This window comes from Bacillus sp. SH5-2, assembly GCF_008368905.1.
Classification (GTDB): Bacteria; Bacillota; Bacilli; order Bacillales; family Bacillaceae_G; genus Bacillus_A; species Bacillus_A luti.
Genome location: NZ_QOSD01000018.1, coordinates 26,774 through 52,573 on the forward strand (window position 1 = coordinate 26,774; position 25,800 = coordinate 52,573).

General features: G+C 36.9%; 21 protein-coding genes, 8 tRNA genes, 1 rRNA gene, 1 pseudogene and 1 riboswitch. Of the genes and pseudogenes, 7 read left to right on the plus strand and 24 right to left on the minus strand.

The annotated features are described in order from the left end of the window. Positions 1–72: 72 nt before the first annotated feature. The 5 genes from DN410_RS13985 to DN410_RS14005 form a co-directional block, all read right to left on the minus strand. Positions 73–1,323, minus strand: a complete 1,251-nt coding sequence (locus tag DN410_RS13985) for a multidrug effflux MFS transporter (protein WP_149176951.1) — start codon at positions 1,321–1,323, stop codon at positions 73–75. Positions 1,324–1,449: 126 nt separating this feature from the next. Next, positions 1,450–3,171 (minus strand): DUF3981 domain-containing protein, encoded by a 1,722-nt coding sequence (locus DN410_RS13990; protein WP_149176969.1) that lies wholly within the window; start codon positions 3,169–3,171, stop codon positions 1,450–1,452. A 78-nt stretch (positions 3,172–3,249) separates the two neighbouring features. Continuing rightward, positions 3,250–3,783: an MFS transporter gene (locus DN410_RS13995; protein ID WP_149176952.1), complete on the minus strand. Its 534-nt coding sequence runs from the start codon at positions 3,781–3,783 to the stop codon at positions 3,250–3,252. Next, entirely contained in the window at positions 3,780–5,216 is a 1,437-nt protein-coding gene (locus tag DN410_RS14000; protein ID WP_149176953.1) for an FAD-binding oxidoreductase, read from the minus strand. The genes DN410_RS13995 and DN410_RS14000 overlap by 4 nt, the downstream gene beginning before the upstream one ends. A gap of 118 nt (positions 5,217–5,334) precedes the next feature. After that, entirely contained in the window at positions 5,335–6,099 is a 765-nt protein-coding gene (locus DN410_RS14005; protein ID WP_149176954.1) for a DUF6612 family protein, read from the minus strand. Positions 6,100–6,253: 154 nt separating this feature from the next. Between DN410_RS14005 and DN410_RS14010 the strand changes: the two genes are divergently transcribed. From DN410_RS14010 to DN410_RS14025, 4 genes are all read left to right on the plus strand, one after another. Then, complete coding sequence (locus tag DN410_RS14010; RefSeq protein ID WP_149176955.1) at positions 6,254–7,162, plus strand: NAD(P)-dependent alcohol dehydrogenase; 909 nt, start codon at positions 6,254–6,256, stop codon at positions 7,160–7,162. Positions 7,163–7,242: 80 nt separating this feature from the next. Continuing rightward, positions 7,243–7,357: riboswitch (SAM riboswitch) on the plus strand. A gap of 84 nt (positions 7,358–7,441) precedes the next feature. Then, entirely contained in the window at positions 7,442–8,254 is an 813-nt protein-coding gene (locus DN410_RS14015; RefSeq protein WP_149176956.1) for a MetQ/NlpA family ABC transporter substrate-binding protein, read from the plus strand. Between the two features lie 12 nt (positions 8,255–8,266). Beyond that, positions 8,267–9,307: a methionine ABC transporter ATP-binding protein gene (locus DN410_RS14020; RefSeq protein WP_149176957.1), complete on the plus strand. Its 1,041-nt coding sequence runs from the start codon at positions 8,267–8,269 to the stop codon at positions 9,305–9,307. After that, complete coding sequence (locus tag DN410_RS14025) at positions 9,282–9,950, plus strand: methionine ABC transporter permease (RefSeq protein ID WP_048534860.1); 669 nt, start codon at positions 9,282–9,284, stop codon at positions 9,948–9,950. The genes DN410_RS14020 and DN410_RS14025 overlap by 26 nt, the downstream gene beginning before the upstream one ends. 37 nt (positions 9,951–9,987) lie before the next feature. On the opposite strand, the gene DN410_RS14030 is transcribed toward DN410_RS14025, so the two are convergent. After that, positions 9,988–10,764 carry an SDR family oxidoreductase gene (locus DN410_RS14030; protein WP_149176958.1) on the minus strand — a complete coding sequence of 259 codons (777 nt, stop codon included), beginning with the start codon at positions 10,762–10,764 and terminating at the stop codon, positions 9,988–9,990. 392 nt (positions 10,765–11,156) lie between these two features. Between DN410_RS14030 and DN410_RS14035 the strand changes: the two genes are divergently transcribed. The 3 genes from DN410_RS14035 (at position 11,157) to DN410_RS14045 (ending at position 13,311) form a co-directional block, all read left to right on the plus strand. Next, the gene (locus tag DN410_RS14035; RefSeq protein ID WP_149176959.1) at positions 11,157–11,648 is read left to right on the plus strand and encodes an RNA polymerase sigma factor; all 492 of its coding nucleotides are present in this window, start codon (positions 11,157–11,159) and stop codon (positions 11,646–11,648) included. Further along, positions 11,648–12,565 (plus strand): sigma factor regulator N-terminal domain-containing protein, encoded by a 918-nt coding sequence (locus DN410_RS14040; protein WP_149176960.1) that lies wholly within the window; start codon positions 11,648–11,650, stop codon positions 12,563–12,565. The genes DN410_RS14035 and DN410_RS14040 overlap by 1 nt, the downstream gene beginning before the upstream one ends. Before the next feature lie 239 nt (positions 12,566–12,804). After that, positions 12,805–13,311 carry a DoxX family membrane protein gene (locus tag DN410_RS14045; protein ID WP_000236367.1) on the plus strand — a complete coding sequence of 169 codons (507 nt, stop codon included), beginning with the start codon at positions 12,805–12,807 and terminating at the stop codon, positions 13,309–13,311. A 72-nt stretch (positions 13,312–13,383) separates the two neighbouring features. Here the strand turns inward: DN410_RS14045 and DN410_RS14050 are convergent, their stop codons facing one another. The 18 genes and pseudogenes from DN410_RS14050 to rrf all read right to left on the minus strand — a co-directional run bounded on the left by DN410_RS14050 (position 13,384) and on the right by rrf (position 25,726). Continuing rightward, positions 13,384–13,950 carry a DUF4256 domain-containing protein gene (locus DN410_RS14050; protein ID WP_149176961.1) on the minus strand — a complete coding sequence of 189 codons (567 nt, stop codon included), beginning with the start codon at positions 13,948–13,950 and terminating at the stop codon, positions 13,384–13,386. Positions 13,951–14,068: 118 nt separating this feature from the next. Continuing rightward, the gene (locus tag DN410_RS14055; RefSeq protein WP_149176962.1) at positions 14,069–16,027 is read right to left on the minus strand and encodes a S9 family peptidase; all 1,959 of its coding nucleotides are present in this window, start codon (positions 16,025–16,027) and stop codon (positions 14,069–14,071) included. A 247-nt stretch (positions 16,028–16,274) separates the two neighbouring features. Then, positions 16,275–18,077 carry a glutamine--fructose-6-phosphate transaminase (isomerizing) gene (gene glmS, locus DN410_RS14060; RefSeq protein ID WP_149176963.1) on the minus strand — a complete coding sequence of 601 codons (1,803 nt, stop codon included), beginning with the start codon at positions 18,075–18,077 and terminating at the stop codon, positions 16,275–16,277. Between the two features lie 12 nt (positions 18,078–18,089). After that, a pseudogene (locus tag DN410_RS14065) lies at positions 18,090–18,277 on the minus strand (hypothetical protein). 287 nt (positions 18,278–18,564) lie between these two features. Then, the gene (glmM, locus tag DN410_RS14070; RefSeq protein ID WP_149176964.1) at positions 18,565–19,911 is read right to left on the minus strand and encodes a phosphoglucosamine mutase; all 1,347 of its coding nucleotides are present in this window, start codon (positions 19,909–19,911) and stop codon (positions 18,565–18,567) included. Further along, entirely contained in the window at positions 19,904–21,361 is a 1,458-nt protein-coding gene (locus DN410_RS14075; RefSeq protein WP_149176965.1) for a CdaR family protein, read from the minus strand. Before DN410_RS14075 ends, glmM begins: the two co-directional genes overlap by 8 nt. Continuing rightward, positions 21,354–22,175, minus strand: coding sequence for a diadenylate cyclase CdaA (cdaA, locus tag DN410_RS14080; protein ID WP_149176966.1), 822 nt, complete (start codon positions 22,173–22,175; stop codon positions 21,354–21,356). The genes DN410_RS14075 and cdaA overlap by 8 nt, the downstream gene beginning before the upstream one ends. Before the next feature lie 248 nt (positions 22,176–22,423). Next, entirely contained in the window at positions 22,424–23,317 is an 894-nt protein-coding gene (gene rocF, locus DN410_RS14085) for an arginase (RefSeq protein WP_149176967.1), read from the minus strand. Between the two features lie 209 nt (positions 23,318–23,526). Further along, on the minus strand, positions 23,527–24,672 hold the full coding sequence (locus DN410_RS14090; RefSeq protein ID WP_149176968.1) for a glycerate kinase: 1,146 nt from the start codon (positions 24,670–24,672) through the stop codon (positions 23,527–23,529). A gap of 111 nt (positions 24,673–24,783) precedes the next feature. Continuing rightward, a tRNA-Ala gene (locus DN410_RS14095) sits at positions 24,784–24,859 on the minus strand. Positions 24,860–24,947: 88 nt separating this feature from the next. Further along, positions 24,948–25,023 (minus strand) — tRNA-Lys (locus DN410_RS14100). A 5-nt stretch (positions 25,024–25,028) separates the two neighbouring features. Further along, positions 25,029–25,103 (minus strand) — tRNA-Gln (locus DN410_RS14105). Positions 25,104–25,168: 65 nt separating this feature from the next. Continuing rightward, positions 25,169–25,252 (minus strand) — tRNA-Tyr (locus DN410_RS14110). A gap of 17 nt (positions 25,253–25,269) precedes the next feature. Beyond that, a tRNA-Val gene (locus tag DN410_RS14115) sits at positions 25,270–25,345 on the minus strand. A gap of 5 nt (positions 25,346–25,350) precedes the next feature. After that, positions 25,351–25,425 (minus strand) — tRNA-Glu (locus tag DN410_RS14120). 24 nt (positions 25,426–25,449) lie between these two features. After that, a tRNA-Thr gene (locus tag DN410_RS14125) sits at positions 25,450–25,522 on the minus strand. 4 nt (positions 25,523–25,526) lie between these two features. Beyond that, positions 25,527–25,601, minus strand: a tRNA-Asn gene (locus tag DN410_RS14130). A 9-nt stretch (positions 25,602–25,610) separates the two neighbouring features. Further along, positions 25,611–25,726, minus strand: a 5S ribosomal RNA gene (gene rrf, locus DN410_RS14135). Between the last annotated feature and the right edge of the window lie 74 nt (positions 25,727–25,800).

Consider the following 25,800-nt stretch of genomic DNA (forward strand, 5'->3'; position numbering starts at 1 on the left):
ATAGATAGGAGTTATTTCAAAAAAATAAAAAAAGGGCTGATTCAAATATTCCCTTTGAATCAGCCCTTTTTATTAAGCTTCTACATTTTGTTTTTGTTGCAGTTCAAACTGCTTTTCACTTCTTCTTGCCATAAATAAATAGCATAGTACCGCACCGATTTCACAAAGGGCTATCACAACACCCATCGGTAATGCGGTGTTACTTCCACCAATACCTACTAGCGGTGCAACAAGTGCTCCTGAAATGAACTGTAATAAGCCTAATAAAGCAGATGCGGTTCCTGCAGCTTGTTTTTGATTTCTCATCGCTAAAGAGAAACCAGTTGTTGATACAACCCCGACACTTGATACAACAAGGAATAATGAACATAAAACACCAATTAAACCTATTCCTAGTACGATTGTCAGTAGTAAAGATAAGCCACCAACAGCTGCAATAATAATACCAGCAACAAATAATGTCTTCTCATTCACTTTCCCCGCTAAACGACCCGTTACCTGACTAGCAATAATAATACCGATACCGTTAATCGCAAAGAATAAACTAAATTGCTGTGGTGATGCTCCGTATATGTTCTGCAATACAAATGGTGATCCCGAAATGTAAGCAAACATTGCCGCTGTTACTAATCCTTGTGACAATGCATATCCCATAAACAAACGATCTTTTAGAAGTTTCCCATATGTCGCCAATGTCCCTGACAAACCACCTGTTTCTCTTTCTTCAGGAGGTAATGTTTCACGTAATACGAAAATAGCTGATATTAACATGAATACACTAATCGCTCCAAGAACGATAAAGACACCGCGCCATGTTGTGAACTGTAACAACTGTCCTCCAATAATCGGCGCCAAAATAGGTGCTGCCCCATTTACTAACATGAGCAGCGAGAAAAACTTCGTCATTTCAGAACCTGAGTACATATCACGTACCATTGCACGTGATATAACAATACCAGCAGACCCTGAAGCACCTTGTAAGAAACGTAAAAGAACTAAACTCCAAATAGATGGTGCAACAGCACAAAGTAAAGAAGAAGCTACATAAATAATAAGTGCAATAATAAGAGGTTTGCGCCTTCCGTAAATATCACTAATCGAACCGACAAATAATTGTCCTACTGAAAGCCCAAGCAAACAGGCTGTCAATGTAAGCTGCGCAAGGGATGCACCCGTTTGTAAATCATCTGTTAATTTCGGTAAAGAAGGCAAATACATATCGATAGATAATGGCCCAATCGCCGTAAGTGTCCCTAACACAAGGATCATCCATAACCTGTTTGTCTTTACAGGCTTATATATTTCCTGATTAACTCCATTCACTTTTTCCGTTCACCCTTTCCTATACATACTAAATCGTAACAATTATAGTTACAACATAAACATACGTCAAGTATAGCGCATTTCCCTGTTTAATTCTGTAAAAAAAGCGATAGAATCTCTATCGCTTTACTTGTTCAAATTACTATTTGTAAATTTAGATACGGAAGACATCGCCTCTCCTGTATCTAAATATGTGATTTGAATTGGATCTCCCACTTCTGTAAACATAGCATATGGGAATTTCTTCACAGGTATCATAAATACTTTTTGTTCATTCTCTAACAGTACGTACACGATTGTATTTTCACCTGATTTTTCTTTATATACACGTTGTACAACGCCTTCTTTTTGTGCTTCTTTTCCACTTGAAGTCGGTCTAAATGAATCTCCACTTCCACTCAGCGCATTTTTATAATTCTCAAGCGCTTCTTTTTGCGTCGAACCAGTTGCAAATACTTTCGCATTAGAAGCATATATGACAGTATGAGCACGTACTAATCCGCCGTCATCAATAACAGGTACAATCCAAGAAGGTTTACCGTACACGTTATAAATAACTGGCATCGTTCCGTGCCATTTCTCTCTCTTAAAGGAATTATCCACTACTTCTGAAGCCGCTGAACCATCCATAATTCCCTTTACTTCTTTGCCGTTATAATAATACAACTTACCTGTACGCGCATCAATGAGTGAGTAACCTAACGCAGAATCTACTCCTTCTTTCGGAGAGGTGAAATCAGTAAAGTAATATAGAGTTCCATCCTTACCGAAGATCGGTGTGACTCCTTCTTTTGTCCCCCACTCAGTCGGAATCTTCATATCGGTTTGCGAGAATTTCGTATTCCAAAATCCGTGAATATATTTACCAAAGTACGTATTTAACGTAGATGCAGTCTCATGATTTAATACGCCATCAACAAACTTAGGTGCCTTTCCTTTATCGTATCTTTTTACTTCGCCTGTTTGTGCATCTACTACGACAACACCCTCTACCTCAAATCCAGATCTTCCTGAAATAAATTCACCATACGTCATTGTATAATATGGTTTCCCTTTATCATCAACTTCAAATTTAGGTTTCCCTTTAAAGATTAAATTTGGTTCCGCTTGCCTTACAACACGCTCTAAATTATTACCGAAGAACATGCTTGGCACGTATTTCATTTTATAACCGAGATGCAGTTTCGCCTCGGCATCAGGATTCGTACCTGACATCGTTACGTACCCTGGGATTGTTTCAGCTTTACGTGCTTTAAAAAATCCTGAAACTTCAATTGGCGCTACATATAAAGCCTCACCATTTACCATTTGTGGCGTTAATTCTCCTAGCTCAAAATAAGCTACTTTCGGAATATCCCCAAATACTTTTTTCATCTTATTCTCCGCTGTCTTTGGCGGTACTGTAAACGGCTGATCGTTTTCAGTAAATGGCTCCGAAATCTCTTTCTCTATCTTAACAACCGAATCATATTTCGTTTGCGTGATTACTATATCATGCAAATAACCAAAATAGCCGTAACTTGCTAGTAAAATCAACATTAGAAGTCCCTTTAACGTACCTTCTAATTTCCCTATCTTATCTTGTGAAAATAAAACAAGCCCAATTAAAATTGCTACTGCAACAGAATAATGAGTAAGAATCGAATCTACTCGATCATCAATTAACCAAAGATATTCATAGATTGCTATACCTATCCAAAATAAAATAGGGATAACTAAAATGGATGATTTCTTACCCTTTACAACCTTCTCATCCCCTTTCTTATCCACCGCTCGAAGTTTATTACTACCGCTTCGTGTCCATGGAATCAAAAACAAAGTGAGAATAGCTAAAACTAAAAATTTCATCAAAGGCAATGTCCCCTTTTCTTTTATTTTCCCTTTCAGTATAACAAATAAAGGTTAATCAGGTAAAAATGGGAATTATTATGCTTTTTTACTACTTAATACAACGCCGCTCACTACATATAAGATAGATGCAATGTAAAAAATTGTACCAATTGTAAAGAAATCTACTAAATATCCAGTTGCAATAATCGCTACTGCCCCGCCAATCGATGTCCACACATGATATTTTCCAATCTCATAACCAGCCTTTTCCTGCGCAACCTTTCGTGCTAATGATGTTTTTTCTGTATTACGCTGCACAGCACCTAAAACCCCCATTACAATTTGAAGAATATATACATGCCAAACTTCACTCGCAATTGGAAAACAAAGCATTACTATTGCCATAGACCAAGCGTATATGATTAATAATTTTCTATCTCCTACTCTATCCGACACCTTTCCAACTAATGGATATACAAGTGCTGCAGTTAAAGCAAATAAGCCATAAGCCCATCCAAACTGCGAGAAGCTATTTCCAACATTTCGAAGCAGTAAAATGTAAAAAGGAAATACCATACTTCCCGCCATCATAATCATGCTTTGTGAGGCTACAAATCTTCTATATGTCATTTCGTATACTCCCTATAAAATAAATTCACAAATCTCTCTTCTGGATCTATGTCCTTTTTCTTCTGAATAAATTCTTCTATACGAGGATATGCTTTCTTTAACTGATCTTTCGTTGGATAAGAATAATACGGCAAATAGTAACTACCGTGATATTTTAAAGTAACATCGATCATCTTCCGAATGATATCTTCTGTTTTCTTTACCTCATTTTCAGAGCGCCCTTGATTAATTAAAAGAACTAACGCAAACATATCATCTTTCGCATAGGATAAAACTGCATTTTCATTCTTTTCCACGTAACGAATCGTAATATTGAGCAAATTCAGCTCTTCTTCACTTAATATGGTACGTAAATCATCTATATATTCCGTGAAGGACTCTATAGGAACAAAGTATTCTTGTAACACTTCTGTACGGTTCGGATTTTCATATTCCATAAAAGCACTATCTGACCTCATAACATTATTTCGTGTCTCAAACTGTCCGTCTGTACGTTCAAAATAACTTCTTTGTATATCCCAAAATGTATTCTTCCCCCAATCACTATAACGTGATAATCCAAGCAAAAATTTCGGTGCAGCTATAATATTTTCTTCTTTTAGCTCACTGTACTCTTCCAGCTTCTGTTGACTTTCTGCCAATACATAATCTGTCACATACATTTCTTTTAAAAATGAATGTGGAGCGACAGAAATACGTGCTAAGTGCATACGAACATTTTCATCTTTTTTCACTTTCTCTTTGAAATAAGACGTGTATTCTTTATAATCTAGCATTTTCGTGTGCATTTCATATAATTCATCATCTGTTAACTTTAAGGTCACATCTAAAATGACACCAAATAACCCGTAACCGCCGATAACATAAGGAAATAAATCTGCATTTTCTTCTCTACTTACATTACGTACAGTGCCATCTGCCATTAATAGTCGAAATGATTCAACTGTATCAATCAATGCTTCATGACGAATATCACGACCATGTACATTAACACTTAATGAACCTCCAACCGTAAAAATATTTTGCGACTGCATTACCTGAACCGCAAGACCATATGGATTTATTTTCTTTTGAATATCATTCCATGTAACACCGCTTTGTACCCTAATCCTCTTTTTCTCTGGATCAAACTCTAATATTTCGCTATATCCTTTCATATCAAGCATCGTACCGTTCGGATAATACGTCTGTCCGCCTTGGCTATGTTGCATACCTGCAATAGAGATCTTCTCTCCTGAAACTTTTGCATCTCGCACTAATTTTATTAACGACTCCTCCTCTGTAGCACTTTCAACACGTTTTATTTTTGTCGGAAGCAATTTACCTACATCACTCATAATAGGATGATCGAGTTGTTTTTTATATGTATGTATAGATGCTGTTAACAACACCGTATACGCTAAAACGACAACTACTATCTTTCTTTTTTTCAAATGGCACTCTCCTCTTCTAACGTTCTTCCTCTTCATATTGTACCTATTTTTCTAAGAAGAAAATATTAACAAAAAAGAGAGGGCCCACTTGTTTCAGGTCCCTCTCTCATCAAGACTATCACTTTGCTGCTGGCAGCTGTATCGGTTCAAACTTTTCGTACGATGTAAATTTTGCATCAGTCGTAATATGTGCTTTATCTGTACCATTACCGCTCATAATCATATCTATCTTTGCTAATTCATATTTAAAATCTTTTGTAATAATATATTCTGCATTCACTTCTGTTATCTTTGCATTTTGTGCTTGTAACATTTTCTTCTGCGTTTCATCCATGCTAGTTAACATACTTTCTGTTTCTTGCCCTTTTAATGTGAACTTCAGTTTATATTTATCCCCGCTTTTCTCCATCTTCATTTTATCTAAAACTACTGCTGGCACTTCTAAATTATCTACAATATCTTGCGTTGCTTTCATTCCGCCCGCATTTAATTGCTCCTCCGGTACAGATATAACTTCTCCTGTATTAGGATTTTTCACCTGACCGGCAACTTTACCATCTACCGTATAAACTACAATATCGGTACCAGAAACATTCATTTCAGAACGAGAATTCTTTTTCTTCGGCTCTAATTGCATTTTCGCCTTCATTACATTCATCTCTGTTCCTTCAGCTTTTATCCCCACATCATATGTCATCGTTACATTTTCTTCATTTTTAAAAGCGTCATTCGCTTTCTTGAAAACATCCTTTGCTGCTACTTCCTTTTCTTTCTGAACTGATTCTTTCTTCGGTTCATCAGTTTTTGTCGTTTTCTCATTACTACACCCTACTCCTAGACCGACTGTAAGTACTAAGCTTGAAATTAAAATAAGTTTCTTCATAACGTCCCCTCCTTCCAAAATCATATCATCCCTTTTCCTACGAAATCCATATAATTCGTAATATTTCTCCTTAAATTTATTCACTATATAACAACATGTTTGAGGAAAATTTCAAATATGATGTAAAGAAAACAACTAATTTCAGGAGGTCATTATGAAAGCGATTATTTGCACAAAGTATGGACCACCTAATGTTCTAAAGCTCCAAAATGTAGAAAAACCTACACCTAAAAAAAACGAAGTATTAGTTAAAATTCATGCAACAAGTGTAACGACTGGAGATTGTAGAATACGTGGTTTTAATAGCCCACCCTTATTTTGGATTCCTATGCGGATTATATTAGGTTTAAAAAAACCGAGAAAACCTATACTCGGCGTAGAATTATCCGGAGAAATCGAAGAAATTGGAACGGATGTAACTCTATTTAAAAAAGGAGACCACGTTTTTGCATTAACAGAGCTTAATGTCGGTGGTTATGCAGAATATACATGTGTACATGAAAGTGGATTAATAGCATTAAAGCCGTATAACGTAACGTATGAGGAAGCAGCAGTTATTCCCTTTGGCGGAACTTCGGCACTACACTTCTTAAGAAAGGCCCGTATAAAAAAGGGGCAACAAGTGCTAATATACGGCGCATCTGGATCAGTAGGAACAGCTGCTGTACAACTTGCTAAATATTTCGGTGCAACCGTTACAGCTGTTTGTAGTCATTTAAATTTTGAACTAGTGCAATCTTTAGGGGCGGATAAAGTAATCGATTATACGAAAGAAGATTTTACTAAGCAGGGAGAATGCTATGATATTATATTTGATGCAGTTGGAAAACATAATAAATCCCTTGGAAAAAAGGTATTAACGCCTACTGGTATATATGTATCTGTTAATGGCATGATGGCAAAAGTAAGTAAAGAAGATATGTTTCTACTAAAAAGACTAACTGAAACAGAAGATTTAAAGCCCGTTATTGATAGAACTTACCCGTTAGAAGAAATTTCAGAAGCCCATATGTACGTAGAGACAGGGCGTAAAAAAGGGAATGTTTCGATTACCATAAAATAAAATATTTTCTGAAAATAACATTGACAATTCTTTTTGTAAGATTTACTATTAGTACCATATTAAAAAACTACATACACATACTCTTATCAAGAGTGGCGGAGGGACTGGCCCGATGATGCCCGGCAACCGAGCTTATAACATATAAGCTAAGGTGCTAATTCCTGCAAAACGAATTTTCGTTTTGGAAGATGAGAGAGGAACCTATTTCGTCTATTCGGCACCTCTCTTATTTTGAGAGGTGCTTTTTATTTTGGAGCGTATATTAAGGGGGAATTATAGATGAAAAAAGTATTACTAAGCATTGTAAGTGGAGCTGTACTACTATTAGGTGCCTGTAGCGGGGGTTCAGATAAAGAAGTCAAAGCATTAGATGAGAAAAAGATTACTGTCGGTGTAACAGGTGGACCGCACGAACAAATTTTTGAAAAGGTAAAAGAAGTTGCAGCAAAAGATGGTCTCGAAATTGATGTAAAAGTATTTAATGATTATGTAGCACCAAACGTATCTTTAGATGAAAAAAGCCTTGATGTAAATAGCTATCAAACGAAATCTTATTTGGATGTATTTAAAGCCGAACGCAATATGAAATTAACTGAAGTATTTTCAACAGTAACATTCCCTATGGGTGTATATTCTAAAAGCTTAAAAGATATAAAAGAATTAAAAGAGGGCGATGCAATTGCTGTACCAAACGATCCGACGAATGAACTCCGAGCTTTGAAACTGTTCGAAAAAGCAGGGGTGTTAAAGGTTGATCCAAAGGCTACAGAAAAGGCAACTGCGAAAGATGTAATTGAAAATCCAAAAAAATTAAAGATTGTCGAATTAGAGGCATCCCAATTACCAACACAACTAAGTGAAGTGAAAGCAGCCGCAATCAATACAAACTTTGCATTAAGTGCAAAGTTAAGTCCAGCGAAAGATTCTATTTTCCGCGAGGGAAAAGATTCACCATATGTGAACTGGGTCGTTGTTCGTACTGAAAATAAAGATGATGCTGTTGTAAATAAATTAAAGAAAGCTTATCAATCTAAAGAAGTAAAAGAATTTATCGAGAAAAAATTTGATGGTTCTGTTTTACCGTCTTGGTAGGAGCTGACGATAATGATCGAATTAAAAAATATTTCCAAAGTATTTTCAACAAAAAAGGGGAATGTCGAAGCTCTTAAATCAACTTCTATTAAAGTGGCAAAGGGCGAAGTATTTGGAATCATCGGATATAGCGGCGCTGGTAAAAGTACATTAATTCGCTGTGTAAATTTATTAGAAAAACCAACGACAGGAAATATCATTGTAAACAATCAAGACTTAACTACTTTATCGGCAAAAGAACTAGCAAAAGCGAGACAAAAAATCGGGATGATTTTTCAAGGATTCAATTTACTCAAAACTGTTACCGTTTATGAAAATATCGCACTACCGTTACGCCTTGCTGGCATTCCAAAAGCGGAAATTGAAAAAAGAGTAGAAAAGTATTTACGCATTGTCGATCTTTTTAATCGAAAAGATGCGTATCCAAGCGAACTTTCTGGTGGTCAAAAACAGCGTGTTGCAATTGCCCGTGCACTATCACATGAACCTGAAGTTTTATTAAGTGATGAAGCAACGAGTGCATTAGATCCAGAAACAACCGATTCTATCCTTGATTTGCTATTAAAGATTAACGAAGAAATTGGAATTACGATTTTACTCATTACACATGAAATGAATGTCATCCAGCGTATATGTGATCGCGTTGCTGTTATGGAACATGGATCTGTAGTCGAAAGCGGGACTATAAAAGATATTTTCACAAACCCACAACATGTAACAACAAAGAAATTTGTAAATAGCGCATTTGCAGCGAAAATTCCAGAAGAAGTACAAAAAGAACTACAAACTACTGGTGAAATTGTAACACTTTCTTTTATAGGACATTCTTCAGGGGAGCCAGCATTAGCTGTCGCTACGAAACGTTTCCAAGTATATCCGAATATTTTATCCGGTAATATTACACAGTTAAAACATGAGGCATATGGGAAACTTGTCGTTCATATGCAGGGTGAAAAAAGCGAGGTAAACCGTGCTTTATCCTTTTTACAAGAGCAAGGAATCATCGTAGAAGGAGGTAGAACAGACTATGGGAAACAAGTCCTTTTTGGATGAATGGGGTAAAGTCATATGGGAAGCAACAATCCAAACATTTCAAATGACATCTATTTCATTACTTATCTCGATCCTTATTGCACTGCCACTTGGTGTCACACTTGTTTTAACGAGACCTGGTGGACAGCATGAAAATAAAATCATCTATCCTATTCTTAATACAGTTATTAATGTCATTCGCTCTCTTCCATTTATCATTCTATTATTCTTTATTTTACCTTTCACAAAGTTTCTGATGGGAACATCCATTGGTGTGCAAGGTGTTATCGTACCGCTTGTCGTCTTCACAGCCCCTTATATCGCACGTTTAATGGAGACAGCTTTACTAGAAGTAGATCGCGGTGTCATTGAAGCCTACCAAGCGATGGGTGTTTCTACTATAAAAATTATTTGGCACGTTATGGTGAAAGAAGCTCGTCCCTCTCTTGTACTCGGATTAACAATTGCAACGATTGGCTTAATCGGCGCAACGGCAATGGCTGGTCTTGTAGGTGCTGGCGGACTAGGGGACTTAGCATATCGCTTCGGACATTTACGCTATGAACCTGAAGTAATGTATGCAACCGTCTTTATTCTAATTATCCTCGTTCAAGGATTGCAGTCTTTAGGGAATGGTGTTGCACGAAGACTGAAAAAAGATTAAAAAAGAAGGTATCTCACCAGGGTGAGATACCTTCTTTTTATCTTTTAAATCCACCTTCTGAATGAATAACTTGTCCAGTAATCCACCCTGCTTCTTCGCTTACTAAAAACTTAATAAGCCTTGCTGCATCCTTTGGCTCACCAATTCTGCCGAAAGGAAACATCGGTCTTAGTCCTTGTTTTATCTCTTCAGTCATCCAGCCTGTATCGGTTGGACCTGGATTAATTGCATTCACTGTTATTCCTAAATGCGCTACCTCAGCTGACAACGAACTAGTAAGAGCATCAATAGCTCCCTTCGTTGTTGCATATGCCAGCTCTCCAACCATAGGCCCTTGAAATTGCCCTGAAGTCATATTCACAATTCTACCACCAGATTTCTTATCAAATCCTCGGGCAAATTGACTACTGAGCAATGTAGTCGCACGAATATTCACCATATAATGCCTATCTAATTCTTCAGCAGTCAAATTAGAGAAATCATTATTCGTAGAATACGCTGCATTATTAATTAATATATGAGGGTATCCAAGTTGTTCAGTAACTTTATTTATAAGCTCTTTCGGTGCATCATTCTGAGTTAAATCTAACTCCATGCTCGATACTTTGACACCGTTTTTTAGTAACTCTTCTTTTAATTGTATTTGTTCACTTTGCTCAACGCCCCAAGGCATCTCTTTATCATACTCTGTCCAATACGTAAAAAAGATATCGTATCCAGACTCAGCTAATTCTTTACAAATCGCTGCTCCTATACCGTCTAGGCGACTTACACCTGTAACAACTGCTACTTTATTTTTTAATTGGTTCATCATATACTCCTCCAAGTTTAAAGGACGCATATTTTATATAAGAGATATAAACTTTCCCCCAATAGGCATCTATCCTTACAAAAGGGATGTACAAGCCAAATATGCAGTCCTTGCATGATTTACAGATAGCTAAATAAACCCTCACTTATGAGAGAAAAATTCATCTATCTACTTTCGAATCATTACAAGTTCATCCACATATTGAGTCCTTGTCCCCTCTCCATATATCTCCAAATTTTATTTTAACATTAAAGATTTAATATTTCAAAAAACGAAATAATTACTCCTATTCATGAAGTATCATGTACTATAAACCGTAGTTAATAACTAATTTGCATTTAAGTGTATACATTTACTATTACCTATTCGTTGTATAAGTGTAGGGAGGAAAAATGATGGGAAAAGAAAATATATTGACCTCCTATCTTATCAATCTAGGAGAGGAAGTGTTCAAACTATTATTAGCGAAAGGGGCTATAAAAGAAGATGCAGAAGACATCATCCAAAATACTTTCTATAAAGTATATACGTTGCTAGATGACCTAACCGAGAGTAACATACGGCCATGGTTTTTTAGGGTCGCATTAAACGAATACATTGACTTGAAGAGAAAAAAAGAGCAACAAAACATCTATTTAACTGAAGAGATTTATTCAAAACTACAATATACAGACCGAGAATTGGATGCTGTTTTAAATAAAGACGAGATTTTCTATTTATTAAAAGATATAAAACCAGAATATAAAGAAGCCTTCTTTTTAAAATATTATTATGATTTTTCATATGAAGAAATCGCCCTAATACTAGATATTCAAGTTAACAGCGTCAAACAAAAATTACATCGCGCACGTAAAACAATTCATTCTACAGTAGGGGGAAAACCTTAATGGATACTTCTTTAAAAAATGCGTTAAAAAAAGCTAAAAGGAAACAGTTACTTAAAATCATCATTACTTCTATTATCGTTGTCATCATACTTATCCCTATCATTTATAAAGTGGGCAATTACTTCGCAGCGAAAAGCTCTACGAAGCTTCACGAACGACTATTTTTACATAATACAATTGCAGAACCAAATGTACAAATTGATTCTCAAGTAACGAGTAATTCATCTATGTTTGGCGGCAATATTATATCAAATCGTTCCAAAAATATTAATGGTTATATCGTCCCGTGGAACACATTAACAAGCTCCTATGGTTGGATCCGTATCAATATCGATTCCAATGAATTAACGCCTGGTTTTTATTGGTCCAGGTCCAATGCAGAATTTTATGAGTACGATAAACAAACAAAAAATAAATTTGCGACATTTTATAACCCGAATATTAAAGATTATCATGATGGTGTCCAAAATGAATTAGGTGAAGTTTCACAAATGAACAACTATGTTGCCGAAGTTGCCATCTCTTTCAATCAACCCTATACATTAAAAGAAGTTCAAACAAAAATACCAGATAACTTAAATATCGTATGGCTATATATGACCTCACCCATTGGAGATGAAAGTAAAGGACCTGCCGGTATGCCCGTTTACGGATTCAATCCAGACACATCTCCTGAAGAAGCGTACAAAGAGTTTGTTGATTCACTTAACCAATACGATGACGATGGACATGACGAAGATATCCAGAAGTTTTTAAAAGCAAACAAAAACAAACCATTCGATCAAGTGAAAATTTTAGGTGTTATGCTAACAGGAAAAACCGAAAACTTTAAGGCATTAGAAAACCAAGACTTTATTCGCGGTGCTTCTGTAGGGGTGACTGCGCAAGTTGTTCCTTATATAAAACCAGAGAAATAATACGTAATGCCCAGATATGCTAAAGAAACTACATGAATCTGTTTACTCTGGGAGCTCTCTACTAAAATAGATAGCTCCCATACCACATTTATTCTTCACCTTCCAAAAATAAATTTCAAAATGCTTTATGTACAATTTTACAAATAAAAAATCATAAATTTGTTCACATTATATCCATTGTGAATCTTTTCACATTGGATATATAATAAACTTGTAAATACAATATTGGAGGGATTTCAATGGTTATCAATTTTTTAAGAACTGATAAACGTGCTACTTTCATATTACTACTTTTACGGCTTTACATAGGATATACATGGCTCGCTGCTGGGATAGGCAAAGTCTTCGGACAATCTTTTGACGCAAGTGGTTTTCTAAAGGGTGCTATTGCTCAAGCATCAGGTGACCATCCTGCAGTACAAAGTTGGTGGGCAGATTTTCTTCAACATTTTGTCCTTCCAAACGCAGACCTATTTAGCTTTTTAGTTCAATGGGGAGAAATTTTAGTGGGTCTAGGTTTAATTTTAGGCGGATTAACAAAAACAGCTGCATTTTTCGGAATCATAATGAATCTTTCATTTTTATTAAGCGGAACTGTTAGTGTAAACCCAAACCTGCTTATTTTGACTATGTTCATTTTAGTTGCAGGGCAGAACGCTGGACGTATTGGACTAGATGGCTATGTTTTCCCTAAACTTTTCCGTAAAAACAACCACGGAACATATAAATTAAGTAAAACTGCGTAGTAACAGTTTACTCTTAAAATATAAATAAGAAAAAGAGCCTGATTATAGGCTCTTTTTCTTATTCATCCTAATTTAAACTTTTAACGAGCCACGGAAACCTCTGGCAGCATAATAGGAATCTGCTCCATTGTGGTACACGAAAACATGTCCGAAGCGATAATCGCAAAATAGAGCTCCACCAAGCTCTCTAATATCTGAAGGTGTTTGTACCCAACTCGATGATTTCATATCAAAATCTCCAAGTTGTTGTAACTCTCGATATTGTTCTTCCGTTAATAGTTCAATACCCATAGCGGCTGCCACATCAATAGCATTATTTTCTGGTTTATGCTTTTTTCTTGCTTCTAACGCTTCAAGATCATAACAAAGGCTTCTACGACCTTTAGGACTCTCCTTTGAACAATCGCAGAAAATATACTCGTCCTTCTCTTTGTCATATCCAACAATATCCGGTTCACCGCCAGTCACTTCCATTTCGTTAAGTGACCATAACTTTTCAGGGTTAGCATTCAGCTTCACCTCAACTTTAGCCCATTCAAGATCTTCATGGCGGTTCATGTTTTTCTCAAAACGAGCTTGTAATACTTTTAATAGTTCTTCACGCTGTTCTACTGGTAGCACATTTTTATTCTCTGTCATATTAGTCCTCCGAATTACGCTTCCTTATAACCACTTAAATCTTCTCAATAATGGTTTAAATGCAGTTTACAACAATCTGGCCCGATTGCACAACGAATAATCCCTGTGCGGATATCCATTATATAGTACTAAAATCCTCCATACTTTCTCCAAGAATATAATGTGAAAACCACATCAAGTTCTGCTTCATAATAGCCACATGAACTCCTGGTTGGTCAGAACTATATGCCATTCCTTTGAATATAATTAATTCTGTATCAACTTCCATATCCTTTAAACCTTGATGTAGCTCATATGCATTTGTAATTGGAATTCTTGCATCCTTTTCGCCATGTTGGATTAAGGTAGGCGTACAGGCTGATTTAATATACGTCATTGGTGATGTCTTCGTATAGATCTCCGGATCATTCCATGGAGTATTTCCTAAATGCATTCTAATAAAATAAGGGATATCTGTATTTACATAATGAGTACTCCAGTTCGTAATTCCGCCCCCAACTGAAATAGCTTTAAATCTATTACTAAATGTAGAACAGAAAGCTGATATATATCCCCCGTTGCTCCATCCCATAACTCCTACTCTATCTGTATCTACTATCCCTTGTTCAACTAGTTTATCCACCCCTGATATAACATCATCGTAGTCAGCGATTCCCTGTTTTCTATAGTTTGCTTTTAAGAATTCATTACCATAACCAGAACTTCCTCTGTAGTTTGGCTCTAAAACGATAAAGCCTTTTTCGATAAACTGTTCAATCGGATATTTCTCATTGAAGCAGTCTGAAAATATCGGAAAGGATGCCCAAGCCGGACCGCCGTGAATTACTACTAATAAAGGATATTTTTTATTTGCGTCAAATTCTACTGGAATTGATAAAACACCCTCTATTTCAAGACCATCACTACTTTGCCATGAGATGATTTCCCTGTTACTTTTAAGCTTCCCTTCGAAAAAGCTATTCTCATCCGTTATTTTTTTATCATCCAAATAAATTTCAAAGGTTTCATTTGTTATAGCCTTATTATAGGTTATATGATTTCCATCTCTTGTTATAGAGACATCCATTATAAAGCCATCTACTTTGTCGCTTAATGCTTCCACAGTGCCATCTTCAGCTAGTAATCCAATACGATAATTCGTTTTATCCTGCCATCTAATTAAAATGCCTTTAGCTGTCCACTGTAATGGCATAACCGTACTATCAAAATTTGTTAGAGGCTGAATTACCTCTCCAGTATTCATATCATATATCTCTAATGTACTTTCTTGTATATGGTTTCTATAGTAATCCTTCTCTCTTATGCTTGCTGAGTAACAGATTTTGCTGCCCTCTGGAGAAAAACAAACGCTCCCGCCCAACAACTTATCTACATTCATCTGTTGTAGTTCCCTAGCTTCAACATCTAATATGTATAGATCACCATTCATATGATCGTTTAGGCTTGGTGTAGCCATAAATACAACCTTTTTCCCATCATCTGAAATATCAAATCCATGGATATAAAAATCCTTACCATCAGTTAATTGATAAACACCGCTAACCTCTTGTTCCTCTTTATCATTTTGTATCACTTTTTCTATTTCAATGTAATATAAACAATTATTCTGCTGTTCCTTACCTACATGTTGAAAATCTTCATATAGCTCCTTACGTTTCTTTATCTCCTCACATTTTTTTGATTGTGCAACATAATAAAAACCTTTACCAGTAGGCTCCCATTTGAATGTACTGATCCCTTCTTCCTCATCAGTAATTTGCCCCCCACCATAACCATCTAGTGACTTAATAAAGATTTGATTTTTCCCATTACCAACAGGGCTAAGGTATGCAATATCCCTAGAATTTGGAGACCATAACGGGCATGTACTATCTATATCCTCGTTTGTTAATGGATAACTCTGCCCCTTATCTTTTTCATATACCCATACATGGTTTCTATACGTATTGTCTTTCCAGTTAGTCGTCTTCTTAACAAACGCTACGTTCTTGCCATCATCACTTATATTTGTACTTAATACGGTTGGTAACGAAATAATCTCTTCTATACTTAAATATGTTTTTTCTTTCACTTTCATTAATAAGCCCCCTTGTAATGCCGAGTAATCTATCCTCTCTTCTTTTCATAATAAAGGAAATTGTTCACGAATACTTAAAATGATAACGGAAAATTCAGATAAATAAAAGTGATACTTTAGTGGAGTACGGGCATCCTGACTGTCTCCTATCGATTTTAGATGTTCTTTTTAACACAAAAATACCCCTTTAGATAGCTATATCTAAAGGGGTAAAACATCGCATCTTTATTTCAAATCTACCAATCTCCTACTCAACCGTAACAGACTTAGCTAAGTTACGTGGCTTATCAACGTCACACTCGCGGTGAAGTGCTGCGTAGTATGAGATAAGTTGGAATGGAATAACTGCTACTAGCGGTGCTAGTGCTTCGTGTACAGCTGGTAATACGAAGCTGTCACCTTCCATTTCTAAGCCTTTCATTGAGATGATACATGGGTTAGCTCCGCGTGCTACTACCTCTTTCACGTTACCACGAATTCCAAGGTTTACGTGCTCTTGTGTAGCAAGTGCGATAACTGGTGTACCGTTTTCGATTAAAGCGATTGTACCGTGTTTTAATTCTCCTCCAGCAAATCCTTCTGCTTGGATGTAAGAAATTTCTTTTAGCTTTAACGCACCTTCTAATCCTACGTAGAAGTCTACGCTACGTCCGATGAAGAAACAGTTACGAGTTGTTGCTAAAAATTGTTTTGCTAATGCGTCCATTTCTTCTTTTTGATCACAAAGCTCTACCATTGCATTTGCTACAAGTCCTAATTCGTGTGTTAAATCAAAATCAAGAACTTCACCTTTCGCTTTAGCAATATCCGCAGCTAAAATTGAAAGTACTGCAAGCTGTGCTGTGTAAGCTTTCGTTGATGCAACTGCAATTTCTGGTCCCGCGTATAACGGAAGTGTATAATCAGCTTCACGAGAAAGTGTAGAACCAGGTACGTTTGTAATTGTTAATGCTTTATGACCCATTTCATTTGTTTGTACAAGTACTGCACGGCTATCAGCTGTTTCACCACTTTGTGAAATGTAAATGAAGAATGGTCTTTCTGTTAATAATGGCATGTTGTAAGAGAATTCGCTTGCTACATGCACTTCAACTGGCATTTTTGCAAACTTCTCGATAAATTGTTTTCCAACAAGACCTGCATGATAACTTGTTCCACATGCAATGATGTAAATACGATCACTATCTAAAATCGCATTGCGGATGTCTTGATCTAATTCAATCTCACCATTTTCATCTTGATACTTTTGAATTATATTACGGATTACAAGTGGTTGCTCATCGATTTCTTTAAGCATGAAATGAGGGTATGTTCCTTTTTCAATATCACTTGCGTCTAATTCCGCTGTAAACGGTGCACGTTCAATCGTTTCACCTTGTAAGTTTTTAATTGTAATACTTTCTTTCGTTACAATTACGATTTCTTTATCCATTAATTCAATAAATTGATCTGTAACTTGTAACATCGCCATAGCGTCGCTCGCCACAACATTAAAGTTGTCACCAACACCTACTAATAGCGGGCTTTTGTTTTTAGCAACATAAATCATGTTTGGATTTTCAGCATCAAGTAGTCCGATTGCATAAGAGCCATGTAAAAGAGATAGCGTATTACGGAACGCTTCTTCTACACTTAATCCTGTGCTCACTTGTTGTTCCATAAGTTGTACGATAATCTCTGTATCTGTTTCACTTACGAACGTTACATCTTGTAAATATTCCTTTTTCACTAACTCATAGTTTTCAATTACACCATTATGAACTAGTGTAAAGCGCTTTGATGTACTTTGATGCGGATGCGCATTTACTTTGCTTGGAACACCATGAGTAGCCCAGCGTGTGTGACCGATTCCTACGCTTGCTGCTACATTCTCGTCTACGATTTCACGAAGTTTTGCAATACGGCCTTTTTCTTTGTATACAACAACACCGTTCTCTGCCTGTACTGCAATACCTGCTGAATCATATCCACGATATTCTAGCTTTTCTAAGCCTTTTAATAAAATTTCCTTTGCATCTTGCTCTCCAATAAATCCTACGATTCCACACATGTTTAGTCGCCGCTACAAATGCTTACACTGCTCTGCGAACATGTAACGACATAGTCCGATACCATTTTTATTTATACTAAAAAACGGATTACATATTGCTAGCCCTGTAAGCTTGTAACGGCTTTCACCTTCCTTTCGATTGGGGGTTTAAGTCCGTATATACTTATACAGCTAGTTTTCATCCGTTCCTTTTCTCTCATCACACTTTCACCTTTGTCCACTAAGTCACCTTAATGATTTAAGTAAAAGCTTGCGGTTGTGATGAACAACCGGGAGTCATCCGCCGAAATCTCGATAAACCCCACCTCGTCAACTACACTACTTGTAGTTCTGGCGCTTTTATAATTTACAATATTTACTTTGAGAAAAAGAACAAGACCATCTTATAACAAACATGGATAAACCGTCAATGAAATTTTTTTCATCGTCTATAAAACATATGAAAAAGGAGCACTTCTTGTGCTCCTTTTAAAACAAATTCAGCTAATTATTCAGCGCCAACTTCAGCTTTCACAACTTCTACAATACGGTGTACATAAGCATCACAAACCTCTTGTGTTGGTGCTTCTGCCATTACACGAATAAGTGGTTCTGTGCCAGATGGACGAACAAGAATACGGCCATCACCGTTCATTTCTTCCTCTACAACACGAATAATTTCTTTAATTTTTTCGTTTTCTAATGCTAATTTTTTATCTGTTACACGAACATTTACTAGTAATTGTGGGAATTTTGTCATCTCACCTGCAAGCTCAGATAATGGCTTTTTCGTCATTTTCATGATATTTACAAGTTGAAGTGCGCTTAACATTCCATCACCAGTTGTAATGTAATCAAGTAAGATAATGTGACCTGATTGTTCTCCGCCCAGGTTATATCCCCCACGCTTCATCTCTTCCATTACGTAGCGGTCACCAACTGCTGTTTTATCACTTGTAATACCGTTAGCTTCAAGTGCTTTGTAGAAACCTAAGTTACTCATAACTGTTGAAACAACTGTATTGTGCTTTAGTTGACCAGTTTCTTTCATGTACTTTGCACAAATAAACATAATTTGATCGCCATCAACGATGTTTCCTTTTTCATCTACAGCGATTAAACGGTCACCATCACCATCGAAAGCAAGACCAATATCAGCACCTTTTTCTTTTACTAATTCAGCTAATACCTCTGGATGTGTAGAACCTACTCCATCGTTAATGTTCATACCGTTTGGTGAAGTTCCCATTGTTGAAATATCAGCTTCTAAATCAGCAAATAAGTACGGAGCTAAAGAAGACGTAGCACCATGCGCACAATCTAAAGCGATATGTAAACCAGAGAAATCTTCCTCTACAGTTTGTTTAATGTATTGTAAATACTTTTGTCCACCTTCAAAATAATCGCTCACTTGTCCAAGGTTCGTACCTGTTGGACGTGGCAATTCATCAACTTCTTTGTCTAATAAAGCTTCGATTTCTGCTTCTTGCTCATCTGTTAATTTAAAACCATCTGAACCGAAGAACTTAATTCCGTTATCTTGTACCGGATTATGAGATGCAGAAATCATCACACCTGCTTGTGCGTCTAACGCCTTTGTTAAATACGCAACACCTGGCGTAGAAATAACACCAAGGCGCATTACTTCTGCTCCAGTAGATAATAGACCGGCTACTAAAGCTCCTTCTAGCATATGACCAGATACACGTGTATCACGACCAATAATTACTTTTGGACGATCTGTATCTTTTGTTAATACATATCCCCCAAAACGTCCAATTTTGAACGCTAATTCAGGTGTTAACTCCTGATTCGCAACTCCGCGTACTCCATCTGTACCAAAATATTTACCCATTATGATTCGCTCCTTTTTCTTGCTCTTTTTGATTATCTACTGTTGGTTCTTGGCTAGTTTCTTTATCTTTTTCCTTTTCCTTTTCGGGATCAGGTTCAGGTTCAGGATTTTTTGGTTTTTCAGTTTGGTTATCTTGCTCATTATTTGAATTTGGTTGTTCACCGTTACCCTGTACTTCTTTATCTGGATTTTCTTTCTTCACAATTGTGACTTTAGCACTTTTTTGTTTTGGCTCTATTGAAATATTACCAGGACCGCTCACTTGAATCGAAATATCTTTCGTCCCTGGAGATACATTTTGTAAATTAATTACCGCTGTTATTTGAGCAGCTGTTATTTTATCTACTATACTTGCTTCTCCTGAAATATCAACGCTTATCTTTCCATCTTGTGGCGAAAGTAGCTGGGCAGTAACATCTTTAGAAACTCCATTTTTTTGAATCGGGATACCATCAATCGTTCTGGTTTTCGTCTGTTTCGTTTTTTGTACTCCCACGGAAACCTTCACTTGATTTGGTTTTGCACTAATTACACCCTTTGGCAATAAAACAGAGGTATCGAATGTTGTAGACTCTGTCAATTGACTAAGATCTACTTCGACCCCCTCTATAGATTGTATATTATCCAAAATATCTTTTGGACCCGCTATCGTTACTTCCTTCGGCTCAACACTGATATTTGTAACGGCCAATCCTTCTGGTAAACTACCCTTCTTCGTATATGTTACAGGAACAGTTTTTTCAGTATTATTTGCTGTAGGTTGCGTCGCTACATTCAACGTTACACTAATTTTAGATGGATTCGTTTTTACATTTAAACGTTTTCCTTCTTTATTGTACAATGTAACTTCGGCTGTTTTTGTAACAGTTTTATTAACACCTTTTAAATCGATATATGCCTTAGCAGATGAAATACTTTCTATTTCTTCTTTCGTTCCCACTACCTCAACAGTATCAGGCTTAATATTTGATTTTTCCAGGGTAGCACCTACTGGCATTTGATCTTCATTTGATAATTTCAAATCTACATGAACATATTTTTTCGCTTTTTCATGAAGAGTGACCTTAATTTTTGATGGTTGAACTGTTCCTTTCACATCATCTGGAAGACCATTTGCTTTTAAAGAAACTTCATAAGTTCCCTCTGGACGATCTCTCAAATCAACTGGTATGTCAAATTGGTTTTTGGCTTTTGCTGTAGCAACCGCTGCTTTTGGACCTTCTAACTTCACCTTGACTCCCTCTGATGGGATACCGCTGACAATATATTTCTCTTCATCATACTTAAGGTTAATAGCATAATTAGTTAATGTTTCTTTCGCTTCATTTACAAAAGGTAATATACCCGATGTCGTATTTTTTTCAGTCAAAGTCGCTGACATAAAGAGCATACACGCCAATAGTAATGAGATCCCTTTTAAAAACCAATGATTCTCCATTAACTTATCCATGACGCTTTCTCCTCCAATTCCATAAAGACGAAGAAGTCGTTTTTTCATTCGTACTAAATTCAGCTAACAGCATATCCTTCAGCTGTTCTGTCTTCAAATCACGATGCAACTTACCATTTTTCGTTAAAGAAATTTGGCCGGTTTCTTCCGACACAACTACTGTAATACTATCAGTAACTTCACTAACTCCCATTGCAGCACGATGCCTAGTTCCTAAATCCTTAGAAATAAACGGACTTTCCGATAACGGAAGGTAACATGCTGCTGCTTTAATGGTACTTCCTTGCATAATTACTGCTCCATCGTGAAGAGGCGTATTTGGAATGAAAATATTAATCAGTAATTCCGATGATACGTTTGCATTTAGCGGAATACCCGTTTCTACATAATCACCCATACCGGTCTCTTTTGACAAAGTAATTAATGCACCAATTCTACGTTTTCCCATATATTCCGTCGCTTTTGCTACCGCTGTCGCAACCATTTCAGGTTCATCATCTTCATGAGTCCCAACACGCGAAAATAAACTCCCGCGTCCTAGCTGCTCAAGTGCCCTTCGCAATTCTGGTTGAAAGATAATAATAACGGCTAAAAATCCCCACGTTAATACTTGTTCAGTTAACCAGTAAAGCGTATGCAATCCAAGGAAAATACTAATCATCCGAACGACAATAATAACTGTAATCCCCTTTAAAAGTTGAACAGCTTTCGTCCCTCGGATTATAAGAATTAGCTTATATATAATAAACCATACAACGGCAATATCTAATACCGTACTAAGATATTTCAAAATGGTCGTATCTTCAAAAGGCATGCTAACCCTTCCTCCTACTTACGAGCAATTCTATCCATATATTGAAATATTGTTTTATGCTCTATCTGTATGTATTTCCAACAACTAGTTAATTATACCATACATGAAACAAACAACAATTACAAACAGCCCCCTTTACTTTAAATTGGTAAGATGTCAAACAATCTTATCGTACAGTATAATATAAATCATTATTATACGCCTATTTTCAAATAAAAAAAGCAACTTCTCAGTTGCTTTTCTTACATTTATTTTAGTTTTTCACCGAATAAAGAACCCATTAAAGCAACTGCTGTTGTTGCTGTTCTGTTTCTCTCATCTAAAATTGTATTTACTTCAACAAACTCTGCAGATGTAACAATATCAGCTTCCGCTAACATCTCCATCGCTAAGTGACTTTCACGATAAGATAAACCACCAATTACAGGTGTTCCAACTCCTGGTGCGTCATGAGGATCAAGACCATCTAAATCTAATGATAAATGAACACCATCCGTATGAGATAAATACGCAATTGTTTCTTCCATAACAGCTGTCATACCCATACGATCGATTTCATGCATTGAGAATACTTTAATGCCTTCATTGCGAATAAAGTCTTTTTCTCCTTCATCTAATGCACGTGCACCGATAATTACAACGTTCTCTTTCTTCACCTTTGGGTACGCTCCGTATAAGTCTACAAGCGTGGGATGTCCGTAACCTAAACTTGCTGCAAGTGACATACCGTGAATATTTCCAGACGGTGAAGTTTCTTCAGTATTTAAATCACCGTGTGCATCATACCAAATAACTCCTAAATTTTTATAATGCTTCGCTACGCCAGCTAGCGTACCAATAGCAATACTATGGTCACCACCTAATACAAGTGGAAAACGACCCTCTTCTATAATATGATCCACCTTACTTGCTAATTCATTACAAACGGTTGCAACTTGTGTAAGGTTTCTTAACTTTGTATTTTCATCTATTTCTTTTTCTCTCTCTATACATATATCTCCCATATCTTTAACGTCATATCCAATTCCTTTAATTCTTTCAATTACCCCTGCATAACGGATCGCGCTTGGTCCCATATCAACCCCGCGACGCATCTGTCCTAAATCCATTGGAACTCCAATAACCGAGATTTCTTTTTTCATAGATAGTATCCCCCTTTTATGCCTTCACTAAATATTTTAAATCTTTTATATAGTCTGACTCAACTCGACATTTTTCTGCATGGATATACATTTTATTCACTTATACCGAAGTAAAAATCCAAATTTTAAGACTATTATATGTATAAATTTAACTTAGTGAAACAAATATCATCATTATTATTAAATAATAATAAAAAACACTTCTACATTTAGAAGTGTTTTTTCGATGCTATTTTCCACACTGCTGCAATATTCTTCACTGTCATTTCGATATTCTCTTCTGCTACTTTATATGCTTTTTCTAGTGTCATCGGACTCGATGTAATACTAAATACTGCATCGATTCCTTTTTCGTAAACCGCCGAATAATTCGGAGATACAGATCCTCCAATAGCAATCACAGGAATATGAAAATGTTTCGCGCGCTCCGCAACACCTACAGGGGCTTTTCCATATGCTGTTTGTTCATCTATTCTACCTTCACCAGTTATAATTAAATCCGCACCTTCTATATGCTTATCAAAGTTTGTATAATCTAATACAATTTCAATTCCTCTCCGCAAGTTTCCCTTTAACACTGCAATAACAGCTGCTCCCATTCCTCCTGCAGCTCCTGCACCAGCTATTTTAGATACGTCGTAAGATAAGTATTGTTTAAGGATATTCGCATAATGCTTTAAATTCTCATCTAGCTCTTTCATCATATCTAAATCCGCACCCTTTTGCCTCCCAAATACGAAAGATGCTCCCCTTATTCCAACTAACGGATTGTCTACATCACATGCTGCTTCTATCTTTATATGTGTTAGACGTGAATCTATTCGCGAAAAATCAATTGTTGCAATTGAATGTAATGTTCCTCCAGATGGCTCTATAACTTCCCCCTCTCCATTTATAAACCTGACTCCCAAAGCTGACAACATACCTGCTCCACCATCATTTGTCGCACTTCCTCCAAGTCCTAAAATAATATGCTCAGCCCCTTGTTCTAGCGCATGTAATATAAGTTCTCCTGTACCTTTTGTCGTTGTAATAAGTGGATTTCTCTTTTCAATCGGAACGTGTTGTAATCCTGATGCTGCTGCCATTTCAATAAATGCCGTTTTGTTATCCTTAGATATACCGTAAAAGGCTGGTACACGTTCTCTAAGCGGTCCTGTCACATGAAGTGATATAATTCTTCCCCCTGTAGCATCCACAAGTGAATCAACCGTTCCTTCTCCTCCATCTCCAATTGGCACTTTTACATACTCTGCTTTAGGAAAAACTTCTCTAAAACCTCTTTCAATGGCCTCACATACTTCAATAGCTTTTAAGCTTTCTTTATATGAATCAGATGCAATGACAACTTTCACAATTATCCCCCATCCTTTATTTTTACATTTTCTTCATTGTAAACGACAAATATGAAGGTTGTCTTTTTAGTTTTCAAAGAAACATACCATTTGCTATTTAAAATAGCTTTTTGGTGGAGCCTAGCGGGATCGAACCGCTGACCTCCTGCGTGCAAGGCAGGCGCTCTCCCAGCTGAGCTAAGGCCCCTTAGTATGTAAGCGGAAGACTGGACTCGAACCATCGACCTCACGCTTATCAAGGTTGTATTCTAACCACTGAACTACTTCCGCGAAAATGGTGAGCCATGAAGGACTCGAACCTTCGACCCTCTGATTAAAAGTCAGATGCTCTACCAACTGAGCTAATGGCTCGTAAATGGCTGGGCTAGCTGGATTCGAACCAGCGCATGACGGAGTCAAAGTCCGTTGCCTTACCGCTTGGCTATAGCCCATTAATATTTACTAGTATGGTTATCTTTTCAAAAAAATAAACCCTCTCAGGTTATTTTAAAGAAAATGGTGGAGGGGGGCAGATTCGAACTGCCGAACCCGAAGGAGCGGATTTACAGTCCGCCGCGTTTAGCCACTTCGCTACCCCTCCGACATTTTAAATATATATGGTGGAGGATGACGGGATCGAACCGCCGACCCCCTGCTTGTAAGGCAGGTGCTCTCCCAGCTGAGCTAATCCTCCAAAAGTGGTGACCCGTACGGGATTCGAACCCGTGTTACCGCCGTGAAAGGGCGGTGTCTTAACCACTTGACCAACGGGCCAAAAAAGTTTTAAACCTATTCCCAAGCTTCCAACCGGGCTTGAACCGGTGACCTCTTCCTTACCATGGAAGTGCTCTACCAGCTGAGCTATGGAAGCATAATGGCTCCGCAGGTAGGACTCGAACCTACGACCGATCGGTTAACAGCCGATAGCTCTACCACTGAGCTACTGCGGAATAATATTAGCCTGGCAACGTCCTACTCTCACAGGGACAAGGTCCCAACTACCATCGGCGCTAGAGAGCTTAACTTCCGTGTTCGGTATGGGAACGGGTGTGACCTCTCTGCCATCATTACCAGACTTTTATCATTATAAACATTTCCAAGGAAATGTCAAGAAGAAATTTAAACATACATTCCTTCAAAACTAGATAA